The following is a 12,561-nucleotide window of genomic DNA, read 5'->3' on the forward strand; positions in this document are numbered from 1 at the left end:
TCACGCCTGGGATGCGCGTGGCCGCCCGACACCCGGGCGCCCCCGACCGGAATCGGCCAGGGGCGCCGCGGTGGCCGGTCAGCGGCCGAGGACCCGGTCCAGGAAGTCGCGGTACTGGCGGACCGCCATTCGCAGCTGCTCGGTGTCCGTCGAGCCGGCGTCCTGCCACGCGCCGAGCCGGCTCTTCTGCGCCGACAGCGCCGAGGCGAGGGCCTGGATGGCCTCGTCCACCAGTGCCTGCGCCTCGCCGGCGGCCGCCCTGGGGTCGTCCACGAAACGCAGCTGGATGTCCCGCCAGCGGTCCCGGAACCGCTGCGCGACGTCCGCCTCGAAGAGGGTGGCGGGCTCGGCGGGCACCGTGGTGGCGGGTTGCCCGCCGACCGTACCGGCCTGCGGGGTCGTGGTGTCCGGGTCGACCATGGCCGGCGTGGCGCTGCCGTACCCGGCGGCCCCGGTCCCGTCCGGGTTCCCGGCCCAGTCGGTCAGGTCCGCGCGCCGCTCCGGGGCCCCCTCGGTGGCGTTCGGCGGCAGCACCGTCCGGGTGCCGGACGGTTCCTCGGGGTCACCGCCGGGCCGCTGTTCCGCGGCGCCGCGCGGCCCGTGGAACTCGGCCGTCGGGTCGGCCCGCCGCCCCTCCCGCGGGCCGTCGGCGGCGCCGTCGCCGGGCCGGGCGGTCCACTCCGTGCGGGGGTCCGGCTCGTCCTCCGGGCGCGGGCTGGCCAGCGCGGACGCGGCGACGGCACCCCCCACGCTGGTGGCGCCGAACGCGGTCGGCACCGGGCCCGGTTCGTGGAACTCGGTCCGGTCGTCGTCGGCCGACTTCGCCGCCCCGGTCGCGTCGGCCCGCCGGTCGGCGTCGCGGGAGCCGTCCGGCCGGTCGGCCGTACGGCCCTCGGCGCGCTCGCCGGCGACCGTCGGGTCGTCGAAGGTGCCGCGGTCGGAGAGCACGTCCTCCGGCACGTCGGCCCGGTCGGCCCGGTCGGCCCGGTCCCCGCTCGGCGGAACCGGCACCGGCGTGGACCGGACGGCCTCGGGGTGCTCCGTGCTCACCCGCTGCTCTTCCTGGCGCATGGTGGTCTCCTCAGCGGTTCGTGACGTCGTGCGGGGTGTCCGGTTGGCGCTGCTCGGGCGGCCGGGGCGCGACCGGCTCCTCGCCGAGCAGTTCGGCGAAGAGGGCTCGGTAGTGCACCAGCGCCTGACGCAGCTCCTCGGTGCTGGCCTCACCGCGGGAATTGCGCAGGTGGATCTCGTGCGCGTCCCGGTACCGGGTGAGCGTCCGGGCGTGCTCGACGGAGAGGTGGGCGAGCTGGTCGGAGAAGTCGCCGGTGGGGTAGCCGCGTTCGGCGACGAGTCGGGTGAGAAGTTCGTCCGCGTCGCCCACCGTCTCGCCCGGCGAGTCGACGAAACGCACCTGGAGTTCCTCCCAGGCGGCCGCGTACCGGGCCCGGGACTCGGCGGAGAGCGGGGTGAGAGTGAGCTCGGCGTGCCGGCGCTCCCGGTCCCGCAGTTCCCGCTCGGCGGCGGTACGGCTGTCCCGCTCGGCGACCACCCGGTCGTACTCCGGCCCGAAGCGGCGCCGCAGCGCCCGGCGCCGGCCGGCCACCAGGGCGACCGCGACCAGCGCCACGATCACCAGGACGACGAGGACTGTGACGATTACCTGCGTGGGCGACATGGCCTCCTCCTTCGCCCGGTGGTATTCCCTCGGCTCACTGATCGCCAATCCCGTTGCGCGGCACTTTCCTGACCGATCCGGCGAGATCCCGGCGTGTCGGCACGCCCCCGCGCGGACATGACGAGTCACACAGAGTGACGGCCTGACCAAAACTTGACTCATTCCAGAAAACGCGCTTGGCTGGGTGAGGCCGGTCGGACCGACCCCGAGCGCCCCGCCGCCCCCGACTGCCAGCAATCCGCCCCGAGCGACGGCGACGACGTCCGAGGGCACGCCGCGACACCGATCAGGAGGAGAGCGATGAGCGACCCGCGGGCCAGCAGGCCGGTCCTCACCACCCGCCAGGGCCACCCGGTGCACAACAACCAGCAGCAGCGGACGGTCGGTTCACGCGGCCCGGCGACGCTGGAGAACTACCACTTCCTGGAGAAGATCAGCCACTTCGACCGGGAGCGGATCCCGGAGCGGGTGGTGCACGCCCGCGGCTTCGTCGCGCACGGCGAGTTCGAGGCGTACGGGACCATCGGCGACCAGCCGGCGTCGACGTACACCCGGGCCAAGCTCTTCCAGACCACGGGCGGGAAGACCCCGGTCACCATCCGGTTCTCCACCGTCATCGGCGGCCGGGACTCCTCCGAGGCGGCCCGCGACCCGCGTGGCTTCGCGGTGAAGTTCCGCACCGAGGACGGCAACTGGGACATGGTGGGCAACAACCTCCAGGTCTTCTTCATCCGCGACGCGATCAAGTTCCCGGACGTGATCCACGCGCTGAAGCCGGATCCGGTGACCTTCCGGCAGGAGCCGAACCGGATCTTCGACTTCATGTCGAACACGCCCGAGTCGATGCACATGCTGACCTGGCTCTTCTCCCCGTACGGCATCCCGCGCGACTACCGGACCATGCGCGGCTCCGGGGTGAACACCTACCGCTTCGTCAACGCCGAGGGCGAGGGTGTGCTGGTCAAGTTCCACTGGCTGTCCCAGCAGGGCGAGCACAACCTGACCCAGGCCGAGGCGAACGCCATCCAGGCCACCGACCTGGGCCACGCCTCCAAGGACCTCTACGAGGCGATCGAGCGCGGCGACTACCCGCGCTGGGAACTCAACGTGCAGATCATGAGCGACGACGAGCACCCGGAGCTGGACTTCGACCCGCTCGACGACACCAAGATCTGGCCCGAGGAGGACTTCCCCTACCTGCCGGTCGGCATGATGACGCTCAACCGCAACATCACCGACCACCACAACGAGAACGAGCAGATCGCCTTCGGCACCGGCGTGCTGGTCGACGGGATCGACTTCTCCGACGACAAGATGCTGGTCGGGCGGACCTTCTCCTACTCGGACACCCAGCGCTACCGGGTCGGCCCGAACTACCTCCAGCTGCCGATCAACCGGCCGCGCGAGGACGTGGTGGTCAGCACCAACCAGACCGGCGGCTCGATGTCGTACGGGGTGGACAACCGCGGCGCCAACCCGCACATCAACTTCGAGCCGTCCTCGGTCGCCGGGCTCCAGGAGGCCGACGAGTCCTACCGCGAGTACCGCCCGTTCGTCTCGGGGCAGATCATGAAGGCCCCGATCGAGCGGCAGAACAACTACGCGCAGGCCGGCCGCCGCTACCGCGAGATGGCCGACTGGGAGCGGGACGACCTGATCCTCAACCTGGTCACCAACCTGGCCCAGTGCGACAAGCACATCCAGGAGAAGATGGTCTGGCACTTCAGCCAGTGCGACTCCGACTACGGTCGGCGGGTCGCCGAGGGGCTCGGCCTCGCCGCCAACCTCTGATCCCGTCCGTTCTCCGCGCGCCCCGCCGGCCGACCGGCGGGGCGCGCGTCGTCCGTCCGGGTCCACGGTGGAGGGCGCGACGGACGGTAGTGCTTCGGGCGCGGATTACGTATCCTGCCGAAGGCGCCCTGCCGGCGCCGCGGCCGGGCCCCGGCCGGCCGGAAGCCACCCGGCCGGCGTCGGTTGCCCCTGCCGCCATCCTTCCGGGCGAGGTCTGATTGAACACCCGCGACTGGCCGATCCGGTCCAAACTGACCGCGCTGGTCGTCGTCCCGGTCACCGCGCTGCTGGCGCTCTGGATCTTCGCCACCACGCTCACCTTCGGGCCCGCGCTCGACCTGCTCTCCGCCCGGACCCTCCTCTACGACCTGGGCCGCCCCGGCGAGGCCGTGGTGGCCGAGTTGCAGCGGGAACGCCGCCTCTCGGTGATCCAGCTGGCCGGGTCCGAGCCGCTGCCGGCGCTGGCCGAGCAGCGGGCGCGTACCGACCGGGCGGTGGCGGAGCTGCGCCGCCGGATCGCCGGCGACGACCTGCGGGACGCCGCCGGCGACCACCTCGACACCCGACTGGACCAGCTGGTCAGTGCCCTGGAGGGGTTGCCGCTCGGGCGCGGGTTCATCGACCGGCGGGAGGTCGACCGGGTCGGCGCGCTCAACCTCTACAGCGGGATGATCTCGTCGGCGTTCCAGACCTTCGCCGCCATGGCGACCCTGCCCGACCAGCAACTCAACCGGCAGGCGCTGGCCGTCACCGCGCTCGGCCGCTCCCGCGAGCTGCTCGGCCAGACCGACGCGCTGCTGGCCGGGGCGCTGGCCGCCGGCCGGTTCGCCGACGGTGAGCACGCCCAGCTGGTGCAGACCATCGGCAACCAGCGGTTCCTGGCCGAGAACGCGGTGGCCGACCTGCCCGACGCCGACCGCGCCGACTACCAGCGGCTCACCGAGCAGGAGGCGTTCGGTCGGCTCCGCGCCATGCAGGACACGCTGCTGGCCGCCGACCGGTCCGCCCGCCCGCCGGTCGACGGGCCGGCGTGGCAGGCCAGCTACGAGACCGTCCAGCAGGCGCTGCGCGACTACGAGCTGGCCCAGGCCGACGGCCTGGCCGAGCGGTCGGTGCCGCTGGCGGTGCGGGTCCTGGTCCGGCTCGCCGCCGCCGGCCTGCTGGGCCTGACCGCCGTCGTGGTCGCGGTGGTGGTGGCGCTGCGGGTCGGTCGTTCCCTCGCGCACCGACTGACCGGCGTACGCACGGCCGCGCTGGAGATGGCCGAGCGCCGGCTGCCGGACGTGGTGGCCCGGCTGCGCCGGGGCGAGCAGGTGGACGTGGCCCGCGAGGCACCCCCGCTGGAGTACGGCGCGGACGAGATCGGCCAGGTGGGCCGGGCGTTCAACGAGGTGCAGCGGACGGCGGTGCGGGCCGCGGTGGACGAGGTGACCCTGCGCCGGGGCCTGAACGAGGTCTTCCTGAACATCGCCCGGCGCAGCCAGGGGCTGGTGCACCGGCAGCTCGCCCTGCTCGACCGGATGGAGCGGCACACCGAGGACCCGGACGAGCTGGCCGAGCTGTTCCGGGTCGACCACCTCGCCACCCGGCTGCGCCGGCACGCCGAGGACCTGGTCATCCTGGCCGGCGCGGCGCCGGGCCGGGGCTGGCGCAACCCGGTCGCCATGGTCGACCTGATCCGCGGCGCGATCTCCGAGGTCGAGTCGTACGACCGGGTCGAGATCACCACCGTGCAGCCCGCCGGCACCCTCGGCCGGGCGGTGGGCGACGTGATCCACCTGCTCGCCGAGCTGATCGAGAACGCCACCGCGTTCTCCCCGCCGGACAGCCGGGTGGAGGTGACCGGGGAGCGGGTGGCCAAGGGCTACGCCATCGAGATCACCGACCGGGGGCTGGGCATGTCGGCCGCGGCGATCGAGGACGCGAACCGGCGGCTGGCCCGCTCGCCCGAGTTCGACCCCACCGAGACCGCCCGCCTCGGCCTGTTCGTGGTGGCCCGGCTCGCCGCCCGGCACGGGGTCCGGGTGCGGCTGCGCCCCGCCGATCCCACCGGGCTGACCGCCGTGGTGCTCCTGCCCGCCGACCTGGTCACCGCCGAGCCGTCTCCGCTGCCCGGGCCGGCCGACGCCGAACCGGCGCGGGTCGGGGCGACGCCGGGGCGGCGCCAGCTGGACCGGGCCGACCGGCTGGCCAGCCTGCCCCGTCCCCGGACCGGCCGGACGACCCGGCCGCGCCCCGCGCCGACCGCGCCGGACGGGACGGCCGAGCTGTCCGGGCCCGGCGGCGGCCCGGTGCCCACCGCCCCGGCCGGGGAGATCGACGGGCTGCCCCGGCGGGTGCGCCGGCGGCCGGCCGCCCGCCCGGCACCGCGCGCCGGGGACACCGCCCGCCCGACGCCGGGGACGACCGCGGCCCGCCCGACGACGGAGTCGACCACGGTCGGTCCGCCGACGGAGGCCGCGGCGAGCCCGGCGGAGTCCGCGAGCCGGCCGCCCGTCCTGCCCGTGCGACAGCCGGCCCTGGACGTGCCGACCCTGCCGCAACCGGTGGTGGAGGCGCTGCGGTCGCGGACCCCGGAGGAGGCGCGCCGGTTCATGTCGGCGCTGCAGACCGGCACCGCCCGGGGCCGCCGGGCGGCTGCCGAGGGCGCCGACCCGGGCCGGGAGGCCCGCCAGAGCGCCCCCGCCCCGACCGGCGCCGCCGCCGAACCCACCGGTCCGGCCGAAGCCGCGTCTCCTGCCGGTCCCGCCGCTTCCGCCGGGCCGGTCGGCGGCGAGGCGCCGGTGGTTGCCCCGGGCACCGCTGACTCCGCCGACGGCCCCGCAGCGGCGGGTGCCGCGGCTGGTCGGCCGGTCGACAACGACCGCACGGCCGTCCTGCCGGCGGCCACCGAATCCCTGACCGTGACTGAGAGGGACGCCTGATGCTGCAGCCGACGAGGCAGAGTGCCGATCTCGACTGGTTGCTCGACGAGTTGGTGGACCGGGTGCCAGCCGCCCGCGAGGCGGTGGTGCTGTCGGCCGACGGGCTCCTGCTCGGCGCGTCCGCCGGGTTGGACCGGGCGGACGCGGAGCACCTGTGCGCGCTCGCCTCCGGTCTGTCCAGCCTGGCTCGGGGCGCGAGCCGGCACGTCGCGGGCGGACCGGTCCGGCAGACCGTGGTGGAGATGGAGGCGGCGTACCTGCTCGTCACGGCGGCTGGGCAGGGGGCCTGCCTGGCCGTGGTCAGCGAGGCCGACGCCGACATCGGCCTGGTGGCGTACGAGATGGCGATGCTGGTGACCCGGGTGGGGGAGAACCTGACAGCCCCGGCCCGGTCGGCGGCGGGAGCGGCCGATGCGGACTGAGTCGCCCGGGCCGCAGCACGAGTGGCTGGACGGCGACGCCGGCCCCGTGGTGCGGCCCTACACGCTCACCGGCGGGCGGGTCCGGTCGGCCGTCGACGGCTTCGACCTGGTCGCGTTCGTGCTGGCCGAGCCCGGCGCCGACCTGGCCGCCCATCCGGAGCTGCAACCGGAGCACCGCCGACTGGTCGAGCTGACCGGCCGGCCGGTCCCGGTGGCCGAGCTGGCGGCCGACCTCGACCTCGCGGTCGGCGTGGTCCGGGTGCTGCTCGGTGACCTGCTGGCCCGGGGCGTGGTCGCCGTGCACCAGCCGCCGCGCACCACGTACCTGCCCGACAACGACATCCTCAAGGCGGTGGTCAGTGGACTCCGTGCGCTATGACGGTGAGCGGGCCCGGATCCCGCTCGCCCTGAAGATCCTCATCGCCGGGGGCTTCGGCGCCGGCAAGACGACGCTGGTCAGCGCGCTGAGCGAGGTCCGGCCGCTGCAGACCGAGGAAGTGCTGACCGGGGCCGGGGTCGGCACCGACGACCTGTCCGGGGTGGAGACCAAGTCGACCACCACGGTGGCGATGGACTTCGGCCGGATCACCATCAACGAGGACCTCCAGGTCTACCTCTTCGGCACCCCCGGCCAGGACCGCTTCTGGTTCCTGTGGGACGAGCTGGCGTTCGGTGCGCTCGGCGCGGTGGTGCTCGCCGACACCCGGCGACTGGCCGACTGCTTTCCGTCGATCGACTACTTCGAGCAGCGCGGCATCCCGTTCGTGGTCGGGGTGAACTGCTTCGACGGCGGACGCCGGTTCAGCCTGGAGACCGTACGCCAGGCCCTCGACCTGGACCCCGAGGTGCCGTTGGTGCTCTGCGACGCCCGGGACCGGCAGTCCGGCAAGCTGGTGCTGATCGAGCTGGTCGAGCACGTTGCCCGGCAGCGCGGCGAGCCGGTGCCGGCGGCCTGACCGCGCGGCGCGGCGCTCCGGCGGACCGGCGACGCGGGCAGCGAGCGGTCGGGCCGGCCGGGAATCGGTGCGGCGAATCGCGGCTAACGGTCGGGCATTGCGGGAACCCTCTGGTTGGATCGACGCAGGAGCGGGCGGAGGGTGGACTGGTGACAGGTCAGGGCACGATCGTCCACGTAGGCGGCTACACGGAGCACAGCGGCGGCCGGGCCACGGGCATCGTGGCGGCCCGGCGGGATCCGGACTCCGGTGAACTCACCCCGCTGGGCACGGTCGCGGTCACCCCGTCGCCGTCGTTCCTCGCCCGGCACCCCGCCCTGCCGGTGCTCTACGCCGTCAACGAGCTCTCCACCGGTGAGGTCAGCGCCTGGCGGGTCGCGCCGGACGGCGGGCTCACCCCGCTCGGTGTCCAGCTCAGCGGCGGTGTCGAGCCCTGCCACCTGGCGGTCGCCCCGGACGGGCGGCACCTGTTCGTGGCCAACTACGGCGACGGCAGCGTAGCGGTGCTGCCGCTCGACCCGCAGGGGATGCCCGGCGAGCGCACCGACCTGGTGCAGCACGAGGGGCACGGCGCCGACCCCCAGCGCCAGGACCGGGCGCACGCCCACATGGTTTCGCCGGACCCGGGGCGCGGGCCGCTGCTCGCGGTCGACCTGGGCACCGACTCGGTCTACCGGTACGACCTGGACGCCGCCACCGGACGGCTGGTGCCCCGGGCGCCCCGGGTGCGTACCCACGCCGGGACCGGCCCCCGGCACCTGGCCCGGCACCCGGACGGCGGGAGCTGCTACCTGGCCGGCGAGCTGGACGCCTCGGTCACCGCGTACGAGCTGACCGCCGACGGCACGCTGCACCAGCGGGGTCGGGTCGAGGCCAGCGAACGGACCGGGCACGTGCAGCCGTCCGAGATCGCGGTCGGGCCGGACGGGCGCTTCCTGTACGTGGCCAACCGCGGGGTGGGCACGGTCTCGGTCTTCTCCCTCGCCGGCCAGCTGCCGGAGCTGGTCGCCGAGGTGGACACCGGCGGGGAGTGGCCGCGGCACTTCGCGCTGATCGGGCCGCACCTCTACGTGGCCGATGAGCGGGCCGACATGGTCCGGGTGTTCCGGGTCGATCCGGCCACCGGCGTACCGGCCCCGGTGGGCGAGCCGGTGCCGCTGCCGAGCCCCACCTGCGTGCTGCCCTGAGTGGGCGGGATGCCTTGTTCGGCAACGCCTTGAGGCTGACCAATCACTCAGCGTCGTGAAACGGTGATCAACTGTATCTCCTCCGTAACTTTCGTCCGAACGGTTATGGCAGTCACCCCTTCGGATACGCAAGATGGTCTGCGTGTCAGCAGGCCGCCATCGCATGCGTTCGAATCTCAACGGAGCCGCCGCCGCAGCAGCGGTCGGCGTTCTCGTCGTCTCCGCGGGGGGCTGGTTCGGCTATCAGCAGCTCGCCGGGCCGGACTGCTCGGGCAAGGTCGAGCTCTCCGTCGCGGTGGCCACGGAGCTCGCGCCCGCCGTCAGCGGAGCCGCCGACCAGTGGGTCAAGGACGGCGCGGCGGTCGGCGGCACCTGCATCGCGGTGACGGTGACGGCCTCCGACCCGGTCGAGGTCGCCGCCACGGTGGCCGCCAAGCACGGCGCCGTGCTGGCCGGCGTCGGCCAGGCGAGCGGCACGGCGGTCAGCCCGGACGTCTGGATCCCGGATTCGTCCACCTGGCTGGCCCGGCTCAAGGACGGCGGCGCGACCGCGTTCGACCCGGCCAACGGGGCGTCCATCGCGCGCAGCCCGGTGGTCGTGGCGATGCCCGAGCCGATCGCCTCCCGGCTCGGCTGGCCGGACAAGAAGCTGACCTGGAACAACCTGCTCGGCGAACTGAAGAGCGACAAGCCGTTGAACACCGGCATCGTCGAGCCGACCACGGACGCGGCCGGGCTCTCCGGGCTGCTCTCGCTCACCGCCGCCGCCGGGGCCGCGGGCGGCGCCGACGCGCAGCGGGACACCGTCGGCGCGCTGCGCGCACTGGCGAACAGCCGCTCGAAGCTGCGCCAGGACCTGCTGGCGCGGTTCCCGACCTCGCCGGACCCCACGACGATCGCCAGCGGCCTCGGCGCCGCGCCGCTCTCCGAAGAGGACGTGATCGCCTACAACAAGAAGAAGCCCCCGGTCCCGCTGGCCGCGCTCTACCTGGAGCCGGCGCCGATGCCGCTGGACTACCCGTACGCCGTGCTGCCCGGTATCGAGCCGGCCAAGGCGTCCGCTGCCCGGGTGCTCTTCGAGGTGCTCACCCAGTCGACGTTCCGCAACCGGCTGGCGGCGCAGTCGCTGCGCTCTCCGGACGGCAACTGGGGCTCGGGCTTCGAGGCGCCGGCGGGTGCGCCGAGCCCGGCGGGGGGCGCGCCGGCGCCCCCGACCGCGGGCGGCACCGCCGCCGGCGGGCTGGACGCCGCCGCGATCGGCAGCGCGGTCTCCAGCTGGGCGATCGCCACCCAGTCCGGCCGGATGCTGGCCGTCATCGACGTCTCCGGCTCGATGAAGGCCGAGGTGCCCACCGCCAACAACGCCACCCGGCAGCAGGTCACCGTCGAGGCGGCCCGCCGCGGTCTCACCCTCTTCGACGACTCCTGGTCGATCGGGCTCTGGACCTTCTCCACCAACCTCGACAACAGCCGCGACTACCGGCAACTTGTCCCCATCGGCCGGCTCTCCAGCAGGCGCGGTCAGCTGGAGCAGGCGCTCGGCGGCATCCGGTCCTCCAGCGGTGACACCGGCCTCTACGACACCATGCTCGCCGCCTACAAGGAGGTCCAGGAGGGCTGGGAGCCGGGTCGGGTCAACTCGATCGTGCTCTTCACCGACGGCAAGAACGAGGACGCCAACGGCATCTCCCAGCAGAAGCTGCTCTCCGAGCTCAACAAGATCAAGGACCCGGAGCGGCCGATCCAGGTCGTGATCATCGGTATCGGCGACAAGGTCAGCAAGGCCGAGCTGGAGTCGATCACCAGGGTCACCGGCGGCGGTGCCTTCGTCACCGAGGATCCGACCAAGATCGGCGAGATCTTCCTCAGGGCGATCGCGTTGCGCAAGGCGCCCGCCTGAGCCTTCGGACAGCCTGAAAGGGCCCGTCGTACCGCTGCATTCGGTACGCCGGGCCCTTTCCGCATCGCGGCCCGGCCGGGAAAAGTGACGGCAATACGTCCGAAGCAATCGGCCGCCACACTTGTCGGGGCAGGATGTCGTTCGTGCTCCCGCACCGCCGGTCCCGCGATCCGGGCCGGCCGCCACCCGGGGGCCGCCGGCGACCGATGTGGGAGGTTCGGTGACCTCGGCGACGCTGTTGACCCCCGCACGGACGCCGGCGCCACCGGACGGGTCGCCCTCCGGCCCGGTGGCCCGCGCCGACGAACGGGCCTACGTCCGCGTGCTGGTGGTGCTGGACGCCAGCATCCTGACCGTCGCCGTGTTGATCGGCTACGTCGCCCGGTTCGGCGAGGACGTCCCGACCGGCTCCCGGATCCCGTACGTGCTGGTGGCGCCCGGGGTGGTGCTCGCCTGGCTGGTCTCGCTCAAGGCGCTCGGCTGCTACGACGACCGGGTGCTCGGCTACGGGGCGGACGAGTACCGCCGGGTCAGCGCGGCCAGCCTGCGCCTGGCCGGCGGGGTCGCGATCGCCGGCTACGTCGCCGACGTCGGCATCTCCCGGGGCTTCCTGGCCGTCTCCTTCGCCGTCGGCACCCTCGGGCTCGAGGTGGCCCGGTTCGCCGCCCGCAAGCGGCTGCACCGGGCCCGGTCCCGGGGCGCCGGCTGGTCGCGCAGGGTGCTGGTGGTCGGCGACACCGCGCACGTGCTGGAACTGGTGCACACGCTGCGCCGCGAGCCGTACGCCGGCTACCACGTGGTCGGCGCGTGCATCCCGGACGCGCTGCTGGCCCCGGTCGCGCAGCGGCTGGGCGACGTGCCGGTGGTCGGCTCCTTCCGAGGCATCCCCGAGGCGGCCACCGCGATCGGCGCGGACACCGTCGCCGTCACCGCCTCCGGGGAGCTGACCGCAACCCGGCTGCGCCGGCTGGGGTGGCAACTGGAGGGCACCGGCATCGACCTGGTGGTCGCCCCGGCGCTGACCGACGTGGCCGGCCCGCGCATCCACACCCGGCCGGTGGCCGGGCTGCCGCTGATCCACGTCGAGGCGCCCGAGTTCCGGGGCGTCCGGAAGCTGGTCAAGGGCCTCGTCGACCGGTCCGCCGCCGCGCTGGCCGTGGCGCTGCTGCTGCCGGTGCTGGCGCTGATCGCGCTGGCCATCCGGCTGGACAGCCGGGGGCCGGCGCTGTTCCGGCAGGTCCGCGTCGGCCAGGGCGGCCGCGAGTTCGGGGTGTTCAAGTTCCGCACCATGGTGGTGAACGCGGACGTCCTGCTGGCCGAGCTGACCGCCCGGAACGAGACCGACGGCCTGATGTTCAAGATGCGTGACGATCCCCGGGTCACCCGGATCGGCCGGCTGCTGCGCAAGTGGTCCCTGGACGAGCTGCCACAGCTGGTCAACGTCCTGCTCGGGCAGATGAGCCTGGTCGGCCCCCGACCGCCGCTGCCCGCCGAGGTGGCCCGGTACGAGGGCGACGTGGCCCGCCGGCTGCTGGTCAAGCCGGGCATGACCGGGCTCTGGCAGGTCAGCGGCCGGTCCGACCTGAGCTGGGAGGACGGCATCCGGCTGGACCTCTACTACGTGGAGAACTGGTCGCTCGCCGCCGACCTGACCATCCTGTGGAAGACGTTCGGCGCGGTGCTGCGCAGCCGGGGGGCGTACTGAC

10 protein-coding genes are annotated in these 12,561 nt (G+C 74.1%); 8 read left to right on the plus strand and 2 right to left on the minus strand.

What is annotated here, in order from left to right:
• Nucleotides 1-78: 78 nt before the first annotated feature.
• The gene (locus GA0070609_RS02190; protein ID WP_088992239.1) at nucleotides 79-1,071 is read right to left on the minus strand and encodes a hypothetical protein; all 993 of its coding nucleotides are present in this window, start codon (nucleotides 1,069-1,071) and stop codon (nucleotides 79-81) included.
• A 10-nt stretch (nucleotides 1,072-1,081) separates the two neighbouring features.
• Nucleotides 1,082-1,675 carry a hypothetical protein gene (locus tag GA0070609_RS02195; RefSeq protein ID WP_088992240.1) on the minus strand — a complete coding sequence of 198 codons (594 nt, stop codon included), beginning with the start codon at nucleotides 1,673-1,675 and terminating at the stop codon, nucleotides 1,082-1,084.
• A gap of 300 nt (nucleotides 1,676-1,975) precedes the next feature.
• On the opposite strand from GA0070609_RS02195, the gene GA0070609_RS02200 reads away from it, so the two are divergent.
• The 8 genes from GA0070609_RS02200 to GA0070609_RS02235 all read left to right on the plus strand — a co-directional run bounded on the left by GA0070609_RS02200 (nucleotide 1,976) and on the right by GA0070609_RS02235 (nucleotide 12,560).
• Nucleotides 1,976-3,466, plus strand: coding sequence for a catalase (locus tag GA0070609_RS02200; protein ID WP_088992241.1), 1,491 nt, complete (start codon nucleotides 1,976-1,978; stop codon nucleotides 3,464-3,466).
• Between the two features lie 218 nt (nucleotides 3,467-3,684).
• The gene (locus tag GA0070609_RS02205) at nucleotides 3,685-6,390 is read left to right on the plus strand and encodes a sensor histidine kinase (protein ID WP_408630626.1); all 2,706 of its coding nucleotides are present in this window, start codon (nucleotides 3,685-3,687) and stop codon (nucleotides 6,388-6,390) included.
• Nucleotides 6,387-6,812 carry a roadblock/LC7 domain-containing protein gene (locus GA0070609_RS02210; protein WP_172899463.1) on the plus strand — a complete coding sequence of 142 codons (426 nt, stop codon included), beginning with the start codon at nucleotides 6,387-6,389 and terminating at the stop codon, nucleotides 6,810-6,812. Before GA0070609_RS02205 ends, GA0070609_RS02210 begins: the two co-directional genes overlap by 4 nt.
• Entirely contained in the window at nucleotides 6,802-7,191 is a 390-nt protein-coding gene (locus tag GA0070609_RS02215) for a DUF742 domain-containing protein (RefSeq protein WP_088992243.1), read from the plus strand. The genes GA0070609_RS02210 and GA0070609_RS02215 overlap by 11 nt, the downstream gene beginning before the upstream one ends.
• On the plus strand, nucleotides 7,172-7,768 hold the full coding sequence (locus GA0070609_RS02220) for a GTP-binding protein (protein ID WP_088992244.1): 597 nt from the start codon (nucleotides 7,172-7,174) through the stop codon (nucleotides 7,766-7,768). Before GA0070609_RS02215 ends, GA0070609_RS02220 begins: the two co-directional genes overlap by 20 nt.
• Nucleotides 7,769-7,917: 149 nt before the next feature.
• A complete protein-coding gene (locus tag GA0070609_RS02225) occupies nucleotides 7,918-8,955 on the plus strand; it encodes a lactonase family protein (RefSeq protein ID WP_088992245.1) in 1,038 nt (345 codons plus the stop codon).
• A 142-nt stretch (nucleotides 8,956-9,097) separates the two neighbouring features.
• Nucleotides 9,098-10,855, plus strand: coding sequence for a substrate-binding domain-containing protein (locus GA0070609_RS02230; protein ID WP_088997436.1), 1,758 nt, complete (start codon nucleotides 9,098-9,100; stop codon nucleotides 10,853-10,855).
• A 220-nt stretch (nucleotides 10,856-11,075) separates the two neighbouring features.
• On the plus strand, nucleotides 11,076-12,560 hold the full coding sequence (locus tag GA0070609_RS02235) for a sugar transferase (protein ID WP_088992246.1): 1,485 nt from the start codon (nucleotides 11,076-11,078) through the stop codon (nucleotides 12,558-12,560).
• Nucleotide 12,561: the final 1 nt, after the last annotated feature.

It is taken from the genome of Micromonospora echinaurantiaca (assembly GCF_900090235.1).
In the GTDB taxonomy this organism is placed as follows: domain Bacteria; phylum Actinomycetota; class Actinomycetes; order Mycobacteriales; family Micromonosporaceae; genus Micromonospora; species Micromonospora echinaurantiaca.